Origin of the sequence: Pseudarthrobacter sp. C4D7, from assembly GCF_013359725.1 — a bacterium.
In the GTDB taxonomy this organism is placed as follows: domain Bacteria; phylum Actinomycetota; class Actinomycetes; order Actinomycetales; family Micrococcaceae; genus Arthrobacter.
On record NZ_JABFMW010000015.1, the window covers coordinates 30,055 to 51,148 of the forward strand.

A 21,094-nucleotide genomic window follows, 5' to 3' on the forward strand; every position below is an offset into this window, starting at 1 on the left:
CGGTGCTAGGCCCGCACCAGGGACAGGACGCGGTCGCGGATGCGTTCCATGGTGGCGCGGTCCGTGGCCTCGGCATTGAGCCGCAGGAACGGTTCGGTGTTGGACGGGCGCAGGTTGAACCAGTAGCTGCCGTCGTTGGCCGTGAACGTGCTGCCGTCCAGGTTGTCGATGGTGAGGTCCTCATCCGCGAAGGCCTGGCGCACCCGCTCCACCGCTGCAGGCTTGTCCTCCACCTGGGAGTTGATTTCGCCCGAGCTGACGTATGGCTCGTATTCGCGCGCCAGTTCCGAAAGCGGGCCGTCCTGCTCGCCCAGGGCTGCCAGCACGTGCATGGCGGCCAGCATGCCGGTGTCGGCGTTCCAGAAGTCGCGGAAGTAGAAGTGCGCGGAGTGCTCGCCGCCGAACACGGCACCTTCCTTGGCCATGACTGCCTTGATGAAGGAGTGGCCCACGCGCGTGCGGACCGCGCGTCCGCCGTCGTGCTCCACCAGTTCGGCAACGGCGCGCGAGGTCAGCAGGTTGTGGATGATGCTGGGCGTTTCCTCGCCCTGAGCCTTGGCGCGGGCGATCTCGCGGCGGGCCACCATGCCGGTAATGGCCGACGGCGACACGGGCTCGCCCTTCTCGTCCACCACGAAGCAGCGGTCGGCGTCGCCGTCGAAGGCCAGGCCGATATCGGCCCCGTGTTCGATGACCGCAGCCTGCAGGTCGCGGAGGTTTTCCGGCTCCAGCGGATTGGCCGGGTGGTTGGGGAAGGACCCGTCCAGTTCGAAGTACAGCGGAACGATGTCGAACGGCAGTTTGGTCAGCAGGGTGTCGCCCAGGACGGCCGGGGTGGTGAGGCCGGCCATGCCGTTGCCTGCGTCCACTACGACCTTCAGCGGGCGGGACGCGGAGAGGTCAACGAGCTTGCGGAGGTACTCGGAGTAGTCCTTGAGCACGTCGCGGACGCTGATGAGGCCACGGGAGCCGGCGGCCGGGATGGAACGGCTGTTCAGGTACTGCTCCGCCAGGGCCTGGATTTCCTTGAGCCCGGATTCGGAGGAGATGGGAACGGCGCCTGCCTTGGCCATCTTGATGCCGTTGTATTCGGCGGGGTTGTGGCTGGCGGTGAAAGTTGCCCCGGCGCGGTTGAGGTAGCCGCAGGCAAAATACAGCTCATCGGTGGAGATCAGGTCCAGGAGCTCCACGTGGGCGCCGCGGATCGCCGCGCCGTTGGCGAAGGCCTTGGAGAATTCGGGGGAGGAAGGCCGCATGTCGCCGCCCACCACGATGGTCTGGCCTTCGAGCTGCAGGACATCCACGAACGCGGCCCCCACGGCTTCGACGATTTCGGCGGTGATCGATTCGCCCACAATGCCACGGACGTCGTAGGCCTTGAAGGATGCCGAGAGATCAAATGTCGTTGTCTGTTCGCTAGTCACGGGCTTTATCTTACGTGTGCGGCGCATGTGGCCAGCGGGTTTTGGGAGAACTTGCTTAACGGGTGCTGCGGTGTGGCGTGTGCGGGGCCCGCTTTCCACATGGCGGTGCGGTGGCCGTGCGGGGTGTCGGAGGGGGCTGGGATACTGAATCAATGGCCAATAACCAGTACGCTTCCACAGATTCCGCTACCGCAGTTGCCGCTATGCCAGCCCCTGGCGCCCCGGGGACTGCCACGCACGCTGAGGCGCTTGAGGTCCTTCGCGGGCTGGTGGGCAACTCCGGCGCCGTTTTCCACGACGGGCAGTTTGAAGCCATCGAGGCCCTGGTGGACGGCGGGCGCCGGGCCCTGGTGGTGCAGCGCACCGGCTGGGGCAAGTCCGCCGTGTACTTCGTGGCATCCCTGCTCCTGCGCCGGCGTGGGGCCGGGCCCACGTTGATCGTCTCGCCCCTGCTGGCCCTGATGCGGGACCAGGTGGCGGCCGCCGCCAGGGCCGGGGTCCGGGCCGTGGCCATCAACTCGGCCAACCAGCTGGAGTGGGACACCGTCCGTGAGCAGTTGGCCGCGGATGAAGTGGACGTCCTGCTGGTGTCCCCGGAGCGGCTCACGAATCCGGCGTTCCGGGAAACCCAGCTGCCGGAGCTCATCCGCCGGACCGGCCTGCTGGTCATCGACGAGGCACACTGCATTTCGGACTGGGGCCACGATTTCCGTCCCGACTACCGCCGGATCGCCGATCTCATAGACCACCTGCCGGATACGGTTCCGGTCCTTGCCACCACCGCCACGGCCAACTCCCGGGTGGTGCATGACATCGAAGAGCAGCTCGGCGCGGGGGTCCTGACCATCCGTGGACCGCTGGGCCGCGATTCGCTGCGGCTGGGCGTCCTTGCGCTGCCCAATTCCAAAGAGCGGCTGGGGTGGCTGCTGACCCACCTGGCCGACCTTCCCGGCAGCGGCATCATCTACACCCTGACCGTCTCAGCGGCGGAGGACACCGCCCGGCTGCTGTCCGAAGCGGGGCACAACGTGCTCGCCTACACCGGGCGGACCGATCCTGCGGACCGGGAGCGTGCAGAGCAGCTCCTGAAGGACAACCAGGTCAAGGCGCTGGTGGCCACGTCCGCCCTGGGGATGGGTTTCGACAAGCCTGATCTCGGTTTCGTTGTCCACCTCGGCGCACCGTCCTCGCCGGTGGCGTACTACCAGCAGGTGGGCCGCGCCGGCCGTGGCGCCGCGAACGCCGATGTCCTGCTGCTGCCCGGCTCCGAGGACCGGGAAATCTGGCAATACTTCGCCACCGCGTCCATGCCGTCGGAGGAGAAGGCAGCGGCCGTCCTGACGGCCTTGGCCGAGGCCGGCACCGCGCTCTCAACGGTTGCCCTGGAGGCCCGGGTGGACCTGCGCCGCACGCCGCTGGAGCTGCTGCTGAAGGTCCTGTCCGTGGACGGGGCGGTGGAGCGGGTCGGCGGCGGCTGGCGCGCCACCGGCCAGCCCTGGGTGTACGACGCCGAGCGGTACAGCCGGATCGCCGAGGCGCGGGTGGATGAGCAGGACTCCATGGTGATCTACCAGGACACTGCGGGGTGCCGGATGGAATACATCACCTCCGTCCTGGACGACGAGACGGCCCGGCCATGCGGCCGCTGCGACAACTGCGCCGGCCAATGGTTCCCGGCCGACGTGGCAGCCGACGCAACGGCGGCGGCCAACCAAACGCTCAGCAGGGCGGGCGGTGTCCTGGAACCGCGCCTTCAGTGGCCCAGCGGCATGGACCGCCTGGGGGTGCCGGTGAAGGGGAAGCTCAAACCGGCCGAGGGCCTCTCGGAAGGGCGCGTCCTGGCCCGGCTGACGGACCTCGGGTGGGGCGGGGCCCTGCGGGGACTCTTCGCGGCCGGCGCGGACGACCGTCCGGTGGATCCCGGCCTGCTCCAGGCATGCGTGCAGGTACTGCGCGAATGGGGGACCGGCGACGGCCGGAACCCCGGATGGAGCGGGGCGGGCAGGCCTGCTGCCATTGTGGGTGTGCCGTCACGCAGCAAGCCGCAGCTGGTGGGATCGCTGGCGCGGGGCATCTCCGAGATCGGTCGTATCCCTTACCTGGGTGAGCTGCAGTTGGCGCACGGCGGACCCACCGGCGGACGCGGCGGCAACAGCGCGTACCGGCTGGCCGGGGTGTGGGACCGCCTGGTGGTGGGCCCTGAGCTCGAAGCGGCCCTGCAGTCCATCCAAGGCCAGCCGGTGATGCTGATTGACGACCTCACCGACAGCCGGTGGACCCTCACTGTCGCGGGGCGCGCCCTTCGGCAGGCCGGTGCGGGGGCGGTGCTTCCCCTGGTGCTGGCGCAGGCCGGCTGACCGCCTGCGCGGCGGAATGCCCCCGCCCCTGTCCGCGCTGGCTCACTGCGGCCCCCGCATGCCGGGGGAGCAGGATGCTGTCCACGGTGCTGGCCAGCATCAGGACGGCCATCGCCAGGAAGGCGCCCCGGAAAGGTCCCGCAGCATCGGCGGCCGCGGGGGAGAAACCCTCGAAGGTCCGGATCAGGAGGGCGGCAATGGCGATGCCGGAGCCTGTGCCGAGCTGCACCAGCGTGGCGGAAACTGTGTTGGCGGAGGTCAGCTGTGCAGGGGGGATGTCCGCGTACTGCACCGACGCGTAGGCCGAGAAGCCAATGGAGCGGAAGGCGCCGCTGCACACCAGCAACACGGCCATGAGGGCCTGGGGCGTGTCGGGTGTGAGGAGGGCGCAGAGGGCGAACGTCACGGCTGATGCCAGCGATGCGAACACCAGCATCGCCTTGAAGCCGAACCTGCGGATCAGCGGCGTGGTGGCGGGCTTGATCCCGATGTTGCCGATGAACACCGCAGCCACCATGGCGCCGGCCTGGAGCGGCGACCAGCCAAACCCGGCCTGGAACATCAGCGGCAGCAGGAACGGCACCGAGCTGATGGTGACCCGGTAGATGAAGCCGCCCGTGGCCATGGCCCGGAACGTCCTGGTGTGGAAGACCTCCAGGTTGAACAGCGGATGTGGACTGCGGCGCATCCAGAGGACCGCGGCAACCAGGGCCGCAGCGCCGCTCAGTGCGCTGATCCCTGCCCAGGGAAGTCCCGGATGGCTGCCGGCGAGTTCCAGGCCGGCCATCAGGGCGCCCACCCCCACCGTGGTCAGGACCATCCCGGGCCAGTCCAGCCGCCTGAAGGGATCTCCCGGCACCGCCGGAACCAGCCGCAGCGATGTCAGGAACGCGGCCACGCCGAGCGGGAGGTTTACCAGGAAGATCCAGTGCCACGACAGGTACGTGGTGAGCGCGCCGCCCACCAGCGGGGCCAGGACCGGCGCCAGGAGGCCGGGCCACACCAGGAACGCGGTGGCCCGCAGCAGCTCGGACTTGGGGGTGCCACGCAGAACCACCAGCGTTCCCACCGGCACCATCATGGCCCCGCCCGCGCCCTGGGCAATCCTGCTCAGGGTCAGCGTCGCCAGGTCCTGGCTGAGGGCGCACGCCAGGGACGACAGCGTGAACACGGCGATGGCCGTGCAGAAGATCCGCCGTGCCCCGAAGCGTTCCGCCAGCCAGCCACTGAGGGGAATGCCGATGGCCACCGTCAGCAGGTACGCGGTCATGGTGATGTTGACGTCCGCGGCGGGGATGGCAAAGTCGGCCGAGATACTGGGAATGGCCGTGGTAAGGACCGTGCCGTCCAGGAACTCCATGAAGAACGCAGCGGCTACCAGCAGCGCCAGGCGCGGGTTCCATGCCGCGTGGACGCCGTCCGGCTGGTCTGGTTGGGTGCGTGCCGCCATGCGCCAATCCTGCCACCGCGGCTCCAGTGGCGCCCGCAGCGTCCGGCTGCCGGACAGCGTTTTCCGCTAGGTGCCGGGCCACTCCCTGCGAGTCCTAAGTTTGTTCGCGATTCCGAGGCTTGAACGCCCGGATCGGCGAAACAGCCCAGGACTGACGGGAGCCCGGGCTGGAGAAACCGCAGTGCGGATATTTCCGGGAACGCAAAAGGCCCCGGTCCAAGGACCGGGGCCAAACGCGGAGACGGGGGGATTTGAACCCCCGGTCGAGTTTAACCCCGACCCTTCATTAGCAGTGAAGTCCATTCGGCCGCTCTGGCACGTCTCCAGTTGCTATCACTAGCCCACCAAGGATACGCAGATCCGGCCATGCAGTGCAAAACGGTGGACGCGGGAGGCAGCAGCACTGGCGCAGGGGGGACCGGCTGCTCCGGAGTCAGCCCTGCGCCGGGCGGACCATCCGGATCTCGGGCAGGTCCTCCCAGTCCGACAGGACGTCCCTGGCACCGTCGGGTTCAAAGCCGGCGTGGCGGTAAAACCCGATGGCCCGGCTGTTGCCGGCCGCCACCCAGAGGCTCGCCGCCCGGGACCCGATGGCCGCATCCAGCAAACGGGCACCCAGCCCGCGGCCTTGGTGTGAGGCCAGCAGGTACAGGCCCCACAGCTCCAGGTCACCGGAGGCCGGCGGCGGGTGCCCTTCCGGGGAACCGGGGGCGGGCAGCCGGCGGGACCCGGCAAACCCCACCACCGTGCCGCCGTCGCAGGCCACCCACGCCTCGGCAGGATCGGGACGGTCCAGCAGGTGCTGCCAGAGCCGCAGCCGGCCCGCCGGATCCACCGCTGCGAGGAAGGCATCGGACAACATGCCCCGGTAGGTTTCCTGCCAGCAGCGCACATGCACCTGGGCCAGGCGCTCGATGTCCGGGACGCCGGCCCGCCGCACGGCCAGTCCCGGTGCCATGGCGGTCAGCCCGCCAGCGCTTTCCACAGGAAGTGCTGGCTGCGCGCCTGCAGCGCAGCAGCCTGCCGGTTGTCGGATGCCCCTGCGTGGCCACCCTCCAGGGCTTCGTGGAACCACACGTTCGGGATACCCATGGCAAGCATCCGGGCGGCCATCTTCCGCGCCTGCATGGGGCCCACCCGGTCGTCAGAGGTGGCGGTCCAGATGAAGGTCTCCGGGTAGTCCACGGCGTCCTTGAGGAGGTGGTAGGGCGAGAAGGTCCTGATGTACTCCCACTGTTCGGGAACGTCGGGGTCGCCATACTCGGCAATCCACGAGTGCCCGGCGGAGAGCTTGGTGTAGCGGCGCATGTCCAGCAGGGGAACGCCGCAGGAGACGGCCCGGAACAGTTCCGGATACCGGGTGAGCATGTTCCCCACCAGGAGTCCGCCGTTGGAGCCGCCCACGCAGCCCAGCCGCCGCGGCGAGGTGACCCCGCGGGAGATGAGGTCCCGCGCCACGGCGGCAAAGTCCTCGTAGGCGCGGTGGCGGTTTTCCTTCAGCGCGGCACGGTGCCAGGCCGGGCCGTACTCTCCGCCGCCGCGGATGTTCGCCACCACGTACACCCCGCCGCGCGAGTGCGGGGCCTTTCCGTCGCTGCCGTCAGAGAGCGTGGTCCGCCGTTCCAGCCACGCCCGGCCGACAGTGCCGCTGTAGGCGGGCGTCCGTGAGACCTCGAATCCGCCGTAGCCGGAGAGCTGCGTGGGGTTCTGCCCGTCCAAAGCCAGCCCGCGGGGCGCCACCTGGAAGTACGGGACCCGGGTGCCGTCGTCGGACACCGCGAAATGTTGCTCCACCTCGTAGTCGGCGTCGGCAAAGAACGACGGCGAGGACTTGACCACCCCGTGCCGGCTCACCACCCCGTGCCGGCTCACCACGCCGGGCGTCCCGGCGCTGTCCGGCTCCGGTGCGCTGCCCGGTTCCAGTGCGCCGTCCCGCTCCAGGGTGCCCCGCATCAAGGTGGTGGGGGTGGTGAAACCGGTGGCGATGAGCCAGAAGTCGTCGCCCGCGCCGCCGTCGGCCGGCCCTTCGTCCTCGTCATCCACGGCGTAGGCGTTCACGTCATGCAGCGGCGGGCAGGCGTCCAGGAGGGTGGCAGCCCAGCCGCTCTCCGTGCCGGAAGGCCGGGCCGGGTCCAGCACCCGGATTTCGGCGGAGACGTCCTTGAGCAGGTTGAGCAGGAGGAAGTTCCGGGTCCAGCTCCAGGACTGCAGGGACGTGTGGGCATCCGGGGTGAACAGGACCGTGAGGTCGCGGCTGCCGGCGAGGTAGTCCTCGAAGTTGGCGGCAAGCAGGGACCCGGACGGATGCGTGGTGCCGTCCAGGACCCAGTCCTGCTGCGGACGGAAGAGCAGCCATTCCCGGTGGGCGCTGACGTTGACGTCGGTGGGAACGTCGATCTGTACCCAGGATCCGTCCCGCAGCACAAAGTTGGTGCGGTTGAAGAAGTCGACGTAGTCCACGGCGAAGGTCCGCTCAAAGCCGGGGGTGGAGTCGTGGGCCGCCATGGCCATCATGTGGTCTTCGGGCACCTCGAAGAGGCGTGGGGCCGCTGCCAGGGATTCTCCGCGCTTGAGCGTCACCGCCGTGCGGGCATAGGAGGATGCTGTCTTGGGCAGCCCGTCAGCGGTGGAGGCGACCAGCAGCGTATCGGCATCCAGCCAGGACACGTTGCCCTTGGCCGTGGGCAGGTCGAAGCCGCCCTGGCCGGGGTCAACGAAAACGCGGGCCTCGACGTCGAACTCGCGGTACCTGTTGGCGTCGCCGCCGTCGGGGGACAGCGCGAGCAGCGCCAGGCGGTAGGGCTCCCCGGACACTGGGCGCAGGAACGTGGCGCCGTGGAACACCCACTCTTCGCCCTCGGCACGGGACAGCTCATCCACATCCAGCAGGACGTCCCATTCCGGGGAATCCGTGCAGTAGCTCTCCCACGTGGTCCGCCGCCACAGGCCTTTGGGGTTCTGCTGGTCGCGCCAGAAGTTGTAGTACCACCCGCCACGCTTGCCCACCATGGCGATCCGGTCCGTGGAGTCCAGGACCTCCAGGATCCCGGCCTCCAGGTCCGTGTAGCTGCCGTCCTCCAGCAGGTCCTCGGTGCGGGAGTTTTGCTCCTTGACCCACGCCAGTTGTTCCTCGCCGTAGATGTCCTCGAGCCAGACGTTCTCATCGACGGGCTCCGGCGCGGTTTCCCGTGGCAGGCCGCCGGAGGTGTCCCGGCCGGGACCGGGAACGGACGCTTGATCAGCTGCTGTGGTGGTCATGCGCCCCATCCAAACAACATCCCCCACAGCTGGCAAGTCAAGCGGCCGGCGCACACTCCGCTTCCAGCCCGTACGCTGGATGGCGTGGAATTATCGCAGAGCAACCGGGCCGTCATCATCGGTGGCGGCCCCCGCGGCACCAGCGTGCTGGAGCGGCTGCTCGCCCACACTGCCAGTGCAGGCAACCCGAAAGCGCACCTGCACATCGACGTCGTGGATCCCTACCCGGCGGGCCCCGGGCACGTGTGGCAACCGGGTCAGTCCCGGCTCTTCCTCATGAACACCCAGTCGTTCTACCCCACCCTGGTTCCCGAGGACCCGGCCCTTCCCGCGCCGGTCGCCGGCACCACGTTCGACCAGTGGCGGGCCACCCAGCAGCGGGACCCGCTGCCGTCCCTCACCGCGGAGGAACGGGCGGAGCTGGCGGTGCTGGGATCGAATGATTTTCCCAGCCGTGCCCTTTACGGCCGCTACCTGCGCTCCACGGTGGAGGAGTTGCTGGGAAAGGCGCCCGACGGCGTCACGGTCGAATTCCATGAGACGACCGCACTGTCGGTGCGTCCTTCGGCGGACGGGATGTTCGACGTCGGGCTTGCCTCCGGTGCGGTGATCCGCGCCAAATCCGTGGTGCTTGCCCTGGGGCACATTCCCTCCCGGCTGAACCCCGAACAGAAGGAGCTCCAGGCTGCGGCAGGACAACTGGGACTGCAGTACTTTCCCCCGGCTGTCCCTGCGGACGTGGACTGGTCCCGGATCCCTGCCGGGGAGCCGGTCCTGGTCCGCGGCATGGGCCTGAACTTCTTCGACACCATGGGCCAGCTCACCGAGGGACGCGGCGGCACATTCGTCACCAGCGGCAGCGGCCTGGTGTATGAACCGTCAGGCCGGGAACCCCGGATCATTGCGGCCTCGCGCCGCGGGACCCCGTACCGTGCCAAGGCGGCGCTGGACGGCTACTACGCATCCTCCATCACGCTGCGCTACCTCACGGAGGGCGCCATCGAACGGTTGGAGAAGACCGGGATCCGCCCGTCGTTCGACCACGACCTGTGGCCGCTGCTGCACCGCGACGCCCTGTGGGCCTACTACTCCACGCTGGTGCGCTCGCAGCCCGGCGCGGTGCCCGATGCGCCCGCCTTCCTCGCGGCCCTGGAGGAAGCCCTGCAGCCGCACGCGCACAGTGCGGCGAAGTGGGAGGACAACGTTGAGAGCGTCCTGGCCGTCCACGTCGGTCCCCGGCACCGCCTGGACCTGCCGGGGCTCGCGGCCCCTTTGGCCGGGCGTTCCTTCGAGTCCCGCAGGGCACATGATGCTGCCGTGGTGGAGTTCCTGCTGGACGATGCGCGCCGCTCCGCGCTGGGCGAGGACGATCCGGTCAAGATGGCCATCGGTGCGCTGCACCACGGGCGCGCCGTCCTGAAGACGGCGGTGGCCGACGGCGGCATCACCGACGAATCGTGGGTCGCCGGCCTGCGGGGCTGGTTTGAGTCGTTTGTGGAGGGCCTGGCCAGCGGACCGCCGGCACTGCGGTCTGAGCAGCTCGCGGCCCTCGCAAAGGCCGGCGTGGTCAGTTTTGTGGGGCCGGACCCGAAATTCCGGGTGGACCGGAAAGCGGCACTGTTTACCGCTTCCTCGCCGTGGGTTGCGGGTCCGCCTGCCACTGCGCGGACCTTGGTGGAGGCGCTGGCCCCCGGCAACCGGGTATCGGCCAACGATTCACCGCTCCTGGCCCAGCTGCTGGCCGACGGGCTGGTCCGGCCGAAGCTCATGATGACGGTCGAAGGTGTCCCGCTGGAATCCACCGGCCTGGACGTGGAGCCGCACCCGTACCGGCCGGTCGCCGCGAACGGGTCGGTGACCGGGGGCCTCTTCGTGCTGGGGCTGCAGCTGTCGTCGGCGCAGTGGGGTACCGCGATCGCCGCCGAGGCGGTCCAGCCCGGCAGCCCCGCCTACCGCAGCGCCCAGCGGACCCTCCGCGACGCGGACGAGATCGCCGCCGCCATCCTCAACCAGGCCTAATCCCAGGCTTAACGGGCGATGCGCCATCACTTATGGTCCCTAAACCGGTGGAATAGGGACCACAAGTGATGGCGCATCCGGGGGTTTAGCCCCGCAGGCAGGCCCGGTAGGCTGCCATGGCCTGGCCGTAGTTCGCCTGGCCCCTGACGTCAGCGGGACGGCTGGGCTTGACCGGCGGGACGCAGACCGGCTGGGACGGCGTGTCCGCCCCCACCAGGACGGCCACCTTCACCACGGTGCCGGATTCGACGGCGGTGAGCACCAGGGTTGCCGTGCCCTCCGCCGCGCCTGCCGGAACAGCGAGGTTCACGGACGCTGCGCCGGACTCCACCGGTACGGTGCCCAGCGGGGTCACCGTTCCGGCGGCGTCGGTGAACGAGGCCTGCAGGGCGGTGTTCACCGGGCTGCCCAGGGAGGTCAGGTCCAGCTTGGACACCGTGAGAGTGACCGGTTCCCCGGGTTTGACGCCGGGAGCCGTGGAGTTGGTGACTGCCACGGAACGCCTGGCGAAGTCCGGGGACACCGGGCTGCTCTTCTGGAGGTAGCCAATCCACGCGTCCCGGTCCACCAGCCCGGAATCCCGGGTGTTGGTGCCTTCGGTGAATGCCCGGAAGTTGTCGCCGCCGGTGGCCAGGAAGCTGAACGTGCCAATCCGGTAGGACCTGGCAGGGTCCAGCAGTTCACCGTTGACCCGCACCGAGGTGATGCGGTCACCCGCGGCACGGGCGGCGTCGTAGGTGTAGTTCACGTTCTTGGACAGGCCCAGCTGCAGGTACGCGCGGCTGGGAACCGTGCCGTCCGGGTTGGTTTGCCATTGCTGCTCCAGCAGGGCCTTGAACTGCGCCCCGGTGAGGGACGTGGTCCACAGGTTGTTCACGAACGGCAGGACCGCGTTGGCCTCGGCGTACGTGATGGTGCCGTCAGGGGCGTAGTACAGCTCGTTGCGCAGGCCGCCGGCGTTCACGACGCCGATCTCCGCGCCGCCGAGCTCTGCCGGCTGCAGGGAGGAAAGCAGGGAATCGGCCACCAGGTTGCCCAGGGTGGATTCGCTGCCGCGGTCATCGCGCTGCGGGGCGCCGGTCGCGTCGGTGGTGAAGGCTGTGGTGATGTCCTTGGCCACCGAACCCACGGGCTGGTTCCCAACGGCAGCAGCGTCCGCGAGGGCCTTCTTGACGATGGCGTCCACAGCGGCCACGCGCGGGTAGGCGGCTACCAGGTCGGCGGTGGCGTCAGTGGTGCGCTTGACGTTCCCGGCCTTGTAGGCGGTCACCTGCCTGCTGGCAGTGTCCACGGTCAGCTGGATCTGGCCCACGTTCTCACCGTAGTTGCCGGTCTGCACGATGGGCCTGGTCTTGCCGGCCGCGCCGGGAACGGGGGCGTCCCAGGCGTATTCCTTGTGGGTGTGGCCGGTGAAGATGGCATCGACCTCCGGGGACGTTTCGGTGACCAGCCTGGCGAAAGGTCCGCCGGCTGCCACTTCCTGCTCCAGGGTGGCGCCTTCCACCACGCCCGAGCCCGCGCCGTCGTGGTCTTCCACGATGATGACGTCGGCGGCCTTGTCCGCGGTGATCTTCGCGGCCACCCGGTTGATGGCCTCCACCGGGTCCCCGAAGTCGAGGTCGGCAATGCCGGCCGGCGTCACCAGGGACGGGACCTCCTGGGTGACGGTGCCGATCACGGCCACCTTGATGCCGTTCAGGTCCAGCACCGTGTACTCGGGAAGGACCGGCTCAGTGGTGCCCTTTTTGTAGACGTTGGCGCCCAGGTACGGGAACTTCGCATTGGTGCCGCCGGCAATGACGCGGTCACGGAGGTCCGCCCAGCCGCCGTCGAACTCGTGGTTGCCTACAGCGGATGCCTTCAGTTCCAAAGCGTTCAGCACGTCGATGGTGGGCTGGTCCTTGGCGACGGCCGAGGCGAACAGGGAAGCGCCGATGTTGTCGCCTGCCGAAAGGAATGCCGTGGCGCCCGGAGCGGCTGCAGCGCGCAGCTTCTCGAGGGTGCCCGCCACCCTGACGGTGTTGGCGTCGATCCGGCCATGGAAATCGTTGATGTTCAGGAAGTTCAGGTCAACGCTGGCAGGAGTTGCCGGGAGGTCCAGGCCCACCACCACGGGGTCGTGGTCGCTGGCACGGAACTGGTTGGGTGCGTAGTAGTCGGTGACGTTGTTGTTGTAGCGGCTGTATTCCAGCGCCACGGATTCCACCGAGTTGATGTTCCAGATGTCCGCGCCCGTCACCACGGCGTTGGCGGCGGGGGAGGCCAGGATGTGGTCCAGTGAACCCACCAGGCCACCAAAGAGATAGGAATGCTTGGCGGAGCCGTCGGTGTTCTTCGCCTTGTCGTCCTGGTTGACATACCCCGCGCCGGTGAGGACGTTGATGGGGTCTTCCTTGCCGTAGGAGTTGAAGTCACCGATCAGGAACACCTTGTCGGTGCCCTTGGCCTGCTGCAGGGAGGTGGCGAAGTCCAGCAGCGACGTGGCCTGGGCCGTACGGGCGAGGTTGGAGTTGCCCTGGCCCTTGTCCGTGTCGTCCGGAGTGGCGGCTGAACCCTTGGACTTGAAGTGGTTGGCGATGGCAATGAACTTCTTGTCATCGGAGGCGCCCACGGGCTTGAACACCTGCGCCAGCGGCTTGCGGGCGTTGGCGAAGGCAACGGTGTCATTGTGGATGACGGATTCACCCACGGGTTCTGCGGCGGCCTTCTTGAAAATGAACGCGGTGCGGATCATGTCCTCGTCGGACAGCGGGGGTGCGTTCGCGGGAGTGCGGACGTAGTCCCAGACGCCGGGCGTGGGGATGTTCAGTGCCTCGACCAGCTTGGCCAGGGCGTCATCGCGGTTCTTTCCGAACTGGGCGGAGTTCTCAATTTCCATGAGGGTGACCACGTCGGCGCCGGTCTTGGTGATGGCGGAGACGATCTTGTCCTGCTGGCGCTTGAAGTTTTCGGCGTTGGCGGCGCCGCGGGCATCACACCCGCCGCGGACGGTGATCGGGTTGCCGGCGCGGTCCTCGTAGAACGTGCAGCCGGACAGGGTGTCTCCGGTAGTGGGGAAGTAGTTCAGGACGTTGAACGAGGCGATCTTGACGTTGCCGCCCACGGCTGCCGGAGCTTCCGTACGGGTGGCGCCAAAGCTGGCCGGCTGGACTGATGCCTTGTTGGCCCCGGTCAGGTGGGCCAGCGGCTGGAGTTTCCAGGAGCTGTTGGCGTAGCCGAGCACCACGTTGGTGTTGAAGGTGACCGGAGAGCCCACGCGGACGGGGTCAGCGGTGGTCAGGTACGGCAGAACTTCGTCCTTGGTGGCGGCGTCTTTCAGGAAGTTGGTGCTGGACCCGTCGTCGAGCTTGATGCCGCGGGCCGCGTTGTCCGCCACCAGGGCCGTGTATTCGGCCGAGCCGTAGGGCGCCACCGCGGTGGGCTGGACCAAGGGAGTGGTCCCGCCGGCCAGGCCGATCTCGCCGTACTGGTTGAGGCTGTAATTGTCCGCCACCGTCATGGGCCCCTGGGGTGCCAGCAGCATGCCTTCCAGCGATTCACGGAAGGATTCCGTGGCGGGGAGGGTGAAGATGGTGGGCTTGACCTCGGGGGCGGCGTCGGTGAGCTTGGTGAGGCCCGCCGTCGCGGTGACATTGAGCTGGGTCATGCCGTAGTACTCGGCCACGGTGCCCGTCACCTGCACGTAGTCGCCGGCTTGCACAGACGCCGCAGTGGTGGGGGAGTAGACGAAGATGCCGTCGGATGCGGCGTGGTTCGTTGCCGTGAGGTCCCCGCCGGTGCCGGGGGTCTGGACGTAGTAGCCGTTGAGGCCGCCGGTGGGAAAGGCTGCGGTGACTTTGCCCTTGGTGGTGACGGTGGCCCCGGCCAGCGGGCTTGCCGTCCCGGTGCCCTGGATCTCCGCGATGGTCCTGGTGACCGGATCAGGGGTGGGCACCGGCGTCGGATCAGGCGCAGGAGCGGTGCCGCCCGACGGGGTTGGCGTGATGGTGCCAAGGAGCGAGAAGTCTGCGGCGTTGTTGTTGCTGTCCGCGCCAGCGGCCCTGTTGAAGCTCTTGACATCCCCGTTGCCGGTGGGGGCAGTCGCGGCCTGGGTTTCGAAGGTGTTCGATGTTCCGTAGCCCAGGAGGTCCGCCACCCCGGCGGATTCCACCACGGAACCTGTAGCAAGCGCGACGGCGGTGGGCTGCTTGGCGAGCACCAGGGTCCCGGTGGTGCCGCTGGGGTTCAGGCCGGTCACCACATCGGGAGTGGGCAGGTCCGCGCCGTTGGTGCCGTTGCTGCCGCCCTGTACCAGGTAGTAGCCCTTGGCCGGGATGGAGCCGGACAACGCTGCGATGCCGGAGGGAGCGCCCGTGCCGTTGTAGGAGCGGTACTGGACTGACCAGCCGTCCAGGGACACCGGCGCGTCGGAGCTGTTGTACAGCTCCACGAATTTGTTCCTGTAGGCGGCGCCGCTGCTGCCGCCGCTCAGGTAGGCCTCGTTAATGACGACGGGGGACGTGCCTGCCGCGCCAGAGGCTTGCGTGGCAGTGTTGTCTGCTACGGCAGGCAAGGTGGCCAGCGGGGCTGCGATGAGCCCCGCGGACAACGCTGTGCCCAGCGTCAACTTCCATGTTTTTTGATGCATCCGCTCTAACTTTCATTGAGGTGTCCCGGGTGGGGACCCGATGGAGTGCGTCCGGGGTTGTACCGGTCGGACGTGGGGCCCGGATCCTGCTCCTGGTCAAGTGGTTGTCCGGCACATGACAACAGCGCTGAATGAACGCAAGATGGCTAAAGCGTGCATTCGGCGGGACGTTCCCCAGCGGAGCGGCCCGCCCCTGCGGACCGGGCTTCCCCGGCCCGGCCCGCAGGTGCTGTTGGCGGGAGTGATGCTGCCGGCAATCACGCGGGTGTGCCGGCAATCACAAACAATACCCGTGGGTAGGTTTGGGGCCAGGGTTTGGCAGCGGGTTAATCCAAAGAATTTACGTGCGCGCAACCTGGCGCGGCAGGGACGGCTTAAAGCAAAAAACCCCTGGCTGCCGGTGCCGGCTGCCAGGGGTTCCCTTGCGGAAGGTAAGAGATTCGAACTCTTGGTACGGGGTTACCGCACACTGGTTTTCAAGACCAGCTCCTTCGGCCGCTCGGACAACCTTCCTCAGCTAGTAGTGTTTCATAGGCGCTTGCCTGCAACAAAACAGGCCCGCGGAAGTGCCCGGTGCACACTGGATGCAACCAGGATTTATGTCAGGAACGGGAGAGGTCCATGAAAGCCGTCTACATATCGGAACCGGGCGGCCCGGAAGTGCTGGAGGTCCGGGAGGTCGATGCCCCCGTTCCCGGCCAGGGCGAAGTGCTGATCGACGTGGTGGCTGCCGGCCTGAACCGTGCCGATGTCCAGCAGCGCAAGGGGTTCTACCCGCCGCCGCCGGGCGCCTCCGAGGTGCCGGGGCTCGAGGTGTCAGGCCGTATTGCCGGATTCGGCCCCGGAGTCAGCAAGCCTTTCTCCCTGGGGGACAAGGTAGTGGCGCTGTTGGCGGGAGGCGGCTACGCCCAGCAGGTGGCTGTCCCGGCCGAGCAGGTGCTGCGCATTCCCGAGGGCGTCGACCTGGTCACGGCTGCGTCGCTGCCGGAAGTGGCGGCAACGGTCTATTCGAACCTCATCATGACGGCGCAGCTGCAGCCGGGCGAAACGGTCCTGATCCACGGGGCCACCGGCGGCATCGGCACCATGGCCATCCAGTTGGCCAAGGCATTCGGTGCCAAGGTTGCCACCACGGCCGGAAGTGATGAGAAAGTCAGTACCGCCAAAGCCTTCCTCGGCGCGGACATCGCCATCAACTACAAAGAGGAAAACTTTCCGGAGAGCCTTCGGCGGCAGAACGGCGGCAAGGGGGCCGATGTCATCCTGGACGTGGTGGGCGCAAAATATCTCCCGCAGAACGTGGATGCCCTGGCCGAGTACGGCCGCCTGGTGGTGATCGGCCTGCAGGGCGGAACGAAGGGCGAGCTGGATTTAGGACTGCTTCTGAAGAAGCGCGCGGCCGTGGTGGCCACGGCCCTGCGGCCGCGGCCCGTGGCGGAAAAGGGGGCCATTATGACCGCCGTCCGCGACGCCGTATGGCCGCTGGTGGCCGATGGCAGGATCCGCCCGCTGGTTGCCAAGACGTTCCCCCTGGACCAGGTCGGGGCGGCCCACCGCTACTTCGACAGCGGAGACCACGTGGGCAAGGTCCTGCTGGTGATGTAGCAACCAGCACTGCATACCCGGTATTGCGCTAGGCCCCGGGGTCGGTCTACTCTGGCTATACGCGGTATGCACGGGTCTTGGGGGCCTGTGCATACCGGCAATGACTAAGCCCGGGGGAGCATCATGTCAATACGCCACAGCCTCCTCGCCCTGCTGCAGGACCAGCCGCGTTACGGCTACCAGCTTCGGGTCGAGTTCGAGAACCGCACCGGAGCCACCTGGCCCCTGAACATCGGGCAGGTGTACACCACCCTGGACCGCCTTGAACGCGATGCCCTTGTTGCCAAGGAAGGCGACGACGGCGAGGGTCACGTGGTGTACAGCATCACCGCTGCCGGCAAAGCGGAGGTGCGGAGCTGGTTTGCCGCCCCCGTGGAACGGAACAACCCGCCGCGCAACGAGCTCGCCATCAAGTTGGCGCTCGCCGTCACCCTGCCCGGCGTAGACGTCCAGGCCATCATCCAGGCCCAACGGGTGGCATCCATCAGGGCCCTGCAGGACTACACCAAAGCCCGGCGTGACACGGCAGCGAACCAGCGGGCCACGGATACCGCCTGGCTCCTGGTACTGGACTCGCTGATCTTCCAGACCGAAGCGGAAGTCCGCTGGCTGGACCTCTGTGAGGCCAGGATGGTCCAGCAGGCGCAGGCAGCCGCCGCGGGGTCCGCACGGAAGACGTCCAACGGGGTCACGGAAGACGCCCCGCTCAACGCGGACAGCCGCCGGTGAGCGTGCAGGGGCCGCAGCAGGTCCTGGAACTTGCCCAGGTTGGCCGGACCTTCGGGGAAGGTGCGACGGCGGTCGCGGCCCTCCGCGGCGTGGACCTCACCATCTGCGCGGGGGAGTTCGTCGCAGTGATGGGCCCGTCGGGCTCAGGAAAGTCCTCGCTGCTCGCCGTCGCCGGCGGACTGGACCGGCCGACGTCGGGCGCTGTCTTTGTCGAATCCACGCCCCTGGCCGGCCTGGGCCTGAATGAACTGGCCCGCCTGCGCCGCCGCGCCATCGGCTACGTGTTCCAGGACTTCAACCTGGTTCCCACGCTGACGGCCGCCGAAAACGTGGCGCTGCCGCTGGAATTGGACGGGACATCAGCCAGGAAGGCCCACCGGCAGGCCGCCGACGCGCTCCGGCAGGTGGGCATCCCGGAGCTCGCGGACCGGTTCATGGACCAGATGTCCGGCGGCCAGCAGCAACGGGTGGCCATCGCCCGCGCCATCGTGGGCCAGCGCCGCCTGATCCTGGCCGACGAACCGACCGGTGCGCTGGATTCGACAACGGGCCAGGGGGTCATGGAGGTGCTGCGCGCCAGGGCCGACGCCGGAGCCGCCGTCATGCTCGTCACGCACGAAGCCAGGCACGCCGCCTGGGCGGACCGGGTGGTCTTCCTGCGCGACGGCCGCATCATCGACCAGGCCGCAGCCATGCACGACCCCACCATGCTCCTGACGCAGGCCGGACTCTGATGCCGCTTGACCTCGCTCCCGCGACGAAGGGCCGCGGGAGCGGCCGCCGGGTTGCCCTGCGCCTGGCCCGGCGGGACATTGCCCGCCACAAGGGACGTTCACTCCTGATCATCCTGCTGATCATGCTGCCGGTGGCGGGCATGACCAGCGCCGCCACCCTCTACCAGAGCTCGCACCGCACGCCCGGTGAGCTTGTCAGGTACGAACTGGGCAACACCCAGGCCAGGCTCAGCGTCCTGCCGGTCCCCAGCGCAGAATCCCTCCAGGACCCGCTCAACGACGGCATCGTCGCCTCCAGTTCCGGGCGCTATGATCCGGATTTCCAGCGAACGGACCCCCTCGAGGCCATTCCGGCCGGCTACGAGGTCCTCCCGCAACGGACGCTTACCCTGACTACCGGGGTGGGGGAGGCCCTCGTCTCATTGCAGGGCCGCGAGGTGGACGCGCTCAATCCGGCCTTCGACGGCAAATACAGCCTGCTGGCCGGCCGTGCACCGCGCGACCGGTCCGAGGTGCTCGCCTCGCCCGGGCTGATGACGCGGTTCCACCTCGCCTTCGGCCAGGAATTTACGACGTCGGCAGGAACCTTCGTCCCGGTGGGCACCGTCCGTGACGCCTCCGCCGCGGACAGCAACAGCATCCTGTACCTTCAGGCCGGCCAGCCGACCGACAGCCTGGCACCGGGCCCCCCGACCCGGCAGTCCGTGTCCTACTACCTGGTGGGCCCCGAACCATTTACCTGGGAGCAGATCAGGGACGCCAACAGCAAAGGCATCGGCGTGCTCTCCCGCAGTGTGGTGCTGGGCCCACCCCCGCCGGGGGAGCGTGTGGTCCCGGGTGACCGGCAGGACGGCAATTCCTCCGCGCTGGTGACCGTCTACGCCACTTTCGGCCTGGTGGGTGCGTTGGCACTGCTGGAGGTGGGCCTGCTTGCCGGTGCCGCCTTCGCTGTCGGCGCCAAGCGCCAGGTCCGTGAGCTGGCATTGCTGGCATCCTCCGGAGCGGACACTTCCACCATCGGAGCCGTCGTCACTGCCGGGGGACTGTGGCTTGGCAGCCTGGCCGTGGCCGCCGGCGCAGCGGTGGGGCTGGGAGCCGCCGCCGCCGTCGTCCACGTGGTCCGTACCACCGGTTCCGTCCGGCTGGCCGGACTGCACCCTTACCTGCTCCTCACCGCCGTGGCCATGGCCATGGGCTTGGGAGCCTGCATGCTCGCAGCACTGGTCCCGGCGCGCCAGGTGTCGCGGCAGGCGGTGCTGGGGGCAATTAAATCCGGCCGGGCTCCGGCACCGAGGGGACGGCGGATCACCGTGGCCGGCGCCGTCACCCTGGCACTTGCCGGCGGATTGCTGGCAGCGGGCCGGCTTGTCAGCGGTTCCACGACCGATCCCGACCAAAGGGCGGAGCAGCTGCCCGTGGTGGCCACCCTGCTGATCGCAGGGGCGGTGGCTGCTGTTGTGGCCCTGGTAATGCTGACTGGCTGGATGATCGTCCGGCTGACTTCCAGGACGCACTGGCTGTCCCTCTCCCTGCGCATGGCTGCGCGCGACTCGGCCCGGAACCGCGGCCGGAGCGTGCCCGCCGTGGCCGCGGTCCTCGCCGCCGCCACCCTGGCCAGTGCCGCCCTGGTACTGTCCGCCAGCCAACAGGCCGGTCTGCGGGACTCGCATTACTGGGGTGCGCTGGAGAACCAGGCGTACCTGCCGCTGGCGGTGGACCGGCCGGCGTCGGACGACGGCGCCGGGCCACCGCCAGCACAGGTGGACGCGGCGGTGCTCTCCGCTGCCGTCTCCGATGCCATCGGAACCGTTGAGGGGACCCATGTGCTGATGGCCCCCCAAGGCCTGCGCACCTGCACGGACGGGCCGGTGGACCTGGCACTGCCGGCCCGGACCGAAACCGCCAACTGCATCGCCTACTCGCTGGCCACGCCCGAATCCAACCAGTGCCCGCGGACACCACAGGGACGGATGACTGATCCCGGAGACTGGCGCTGCCGGGGTTCCCTGGTCGGCGAACAACCCTCGGACCGGGCCATCCTGGTGGGCGGAGCTGACGACATCCGGGCGGTGCTGGGACAGGACCCCACCGCAGAAGCGCTGGCTGTGCTGGACGCCGGCGGCATGGTGGTGACCAACCCTGTGTTCGTCACCGGCGGAAAGGTCCTGGTGCAGGCGCAGGATGTCCGGACGCAGGTGCCGCCGGCGTCCGGGCAGGCTTCCGCGCACCAGACGGTCAGGACTGACTCCCTCGCGGCGGCAGTGCTCGAACCCGTTGTTCCCGTCCCCTACTACGGGGTTGTCTCACCGGAAACCGCCGCACGCCTGGAGTTCCACGAAGAGCCTGCCGGGCTGCTGGTTCAACTGGCGGCGTATCCGTCGGAGGCAGAAGCAGACGCTGCCACCGCGGCGGCGGCTGCCGTCTACGGGCTGCCCGGCACCCCGTTCCAGGCCGAGCCGGGCATTTCCCGGGGCAGCCAGTGGATGACGTGGTCCATTGTCGCCGTAGCGGCGCTCATTACGTTCAGCGCAGCCGGCATTACCACGGGCCTGTCCCTGGCCGACGCCCGGACCGACCATGCCACGCTTGCCGGGGTGGGCGCCCCGCCCCGGCTGCGCAAGGCCCTGGCAGGCGCCCAGGCCCTTTTCACCAGCGGCGTGGGTACCACGCTGGGGGTGCTGGCAGGGGTGGTGCCCGCCGTCCTGCTTGTCCTGGCCACGGACATGCGTTCAGCCGTGGATGTTCCGTGGCTGCACCTCCTTGCCCTCGTCATGGCCGTCCCGGTGACCGGCGCGGTGCTTGCCTGGACCTTCACCCCGTCCGGCCTGCCCCTGTCACGCCGCGGCCTGGCGTAGCAGCACTGCGTCTTCTCCTCGTTCGTCGCCGCGTCC

At 68.6% G+C, this 21,094-nt stretch carries 11 protein-coding genes and 2 tRNA genes; 6 read left to right on the top strand and 7 right to left on the bottom strand.

The features are described from left to right. Window positions 1-5: 5 nt before the first annotated feature. Window positions 6-1,424, bottom strand: a complete 1,419-nt coding sequence (locus tag HNO81_RS11985) for a phosphomannomutase/phosphoglucomutase (protein WP_175318354.1) — start codon at window positions 1,422-1,424, stop codon at window positions 6-8. Window positions 1,425-1,576: 152 nt separating this feature from the next. Here HNO81_RS11985 and HNO81_RS11990 point away from each other — a divergent pair, with 152 nt between their 5' ends. Further along, a complete protein-coding gene (locus HNO81_RS11990) occupies window positions 1,577-3,781 on the top strand; it encodes an ATP-dependent DNA helicase RecQ (protein ID WP_371818240.1) in 2,205 nt (734 codons plus the stop codon). Here HNO81_RS11990 and HNO81_RS11995 read toward each other — a convergent pair. The 4 genes from HNO81_RS11995 to HNO81_RS12010 form a co-directional block, all read right to left on the bottom strand. After that, on the bottom strand, window positions 3,705-5,231 hold the full coding sequence (locus HNO81_RS11995; protein WP_175318356.1) for an MFS transporter: 1,527 nt from the start codon (window positions 5,229-5,231) through the stop codon (window positions 3,705-3,707). The two genes, HNO81_RS11990 and HNO81_RS11995, sit on opposite strands and share 77 nt — an antisense overlap. 236 nt (window positions 5,232-5,467) lie before the next feature. Continuing rightward, a tRNA-Ser gene (locus HNO81_RS12000) sits at window positions 5,468-5,556 on the bottom strand. 108 nt (window positions 5,557-5,664) lie between these two features. Then, entirely contained in the window at window positions 5,665-6,216 is a 552-nt protein-coding gene (locus HNO81_RS12005; RefSeq protein WP_371818241.1) for an N-acetyltransferase family protein, read from the bottom strand. Next, window positions 6,195-8,489, bottom strand: coding sequence for a prolyl oligopeptidase family protein (locus HNO81_RS12010; RefSeq protein WP_175318357.1), 2,295 nt, complete (start codon window positions 8,487-8,489; stop codon window positions 6,195-6,197). Before HNO81_RS12010 ends, HNO81_RS12005 begins: the two co-directional genes overlap by 22 nt. An 84-nt stretch (window positions 8,490-8,573) precedes the next feature. Between HNO81_RS12010 and HNO81_RS12015 the strand changes: the two genes are divergently transcribed. Then, window positions 8,574-10,508: an FAD/NAD(P)-binding protein gene (locus HNO81_RS12015; protein ID WP_175318358.1), complete on the top strand. Its 1,935-nt coding sequence runs from the start codon at window positions 8,574-8,576 to the stop codon at window positions 10,506-10,508. Between the two features lie 85 nt (window positions 10,509-10,593). On the opposite strand, the gene HNO81_RS12020 is transcribed toward HNO81_RS12015, so the two are convergent. Together HNO81_RS12020 and HNO81_RS12025 are read right to left on the bottom strand one after the other, a co-directional pair. Further along, on the bottom strand, window positions 10,594-15,135 hold the full coding sequence (locus HNO81_RS12020; protein WP_175318359.1) for an ExeM/NucH family extracellular endonuclease: 4,542 nt from the start codon (window positions 15,133-15,135) through the stop codon (window positions 10,594-10,596). Window positions 15,136-15,560: 425 nt separating this feature from the next. Next, window positions 15,561-15,648: transfer RNA gene (locus HNO81_RS12025), tRNA-Ser, on the bottom strand. A 108-nt stretch (window positions 15,649-15,756) separates the two neighbouring features. On the opposite strand from HNO81_RS12025, the gene HNO81_RS12030 reads away from it, so the two are divergent. The 4 genes from HNO81_RS12030 (at window position 15,757) to HNO81_RS12045 (ending at window position 21,058) form a co-directional block, all read left to right on the top strand. Then, window positions 15,757-16,740, top strand: coding sequence for an NAD(P)H-quinone oxidoreductase (locus HNO81_RS12030; protein WP_175318360.1), 984 nt, complete (start codon window positions 15,757-15,759; stop codon window positions 16,738-16,740). Window positions 16,741-16,863: 123 nt separating this feature from the next. After that, on the top strand, window positions 16,864-17,469 hold the full coding sequence (locus tag HNO81_RS12035) for a PadR family transcriptional regulator (RefSeq protein ID WP_175318361.1): 606 nt from the start codon (window positions 16,864-16,866) through the stop codon (window positions 17,467-17,469). Then, window positions 17,466-18,203: an ABC transporter ATP-binding protein gene (locus tag HNO81_RS12040; RefSeq protein WP_175318362.1), complete on the top strand. Its 738-nt coding sequence runs from the start codon at window positions 17,466-17,468 to the stop codon at window positions 18,201-18,203. The genes HNO81_RS12035 and HNO81_RS12040 overlap by 4 nt, the downstream gene beginning before the upstream one ends. Beyond that, on the top strand, window positions 18,203-21,058 hold the full coding sequence (locus HNO81_RS12045; RefSeq protein ID WP_175318363.1) for a hypothetical protein: 2,856 nt from the start codon (window positions 18,203-18,205) through the stop codon (window positions 21,056-21,058). The genes HNO81_RS12040 and HNO81_RS12045 overlap by 1 nt, the downstream gene beginning before the upstream one ends. The last annotated feature ends 36 nt before the right edge of the window (window positions 21,059-21,094 follow it).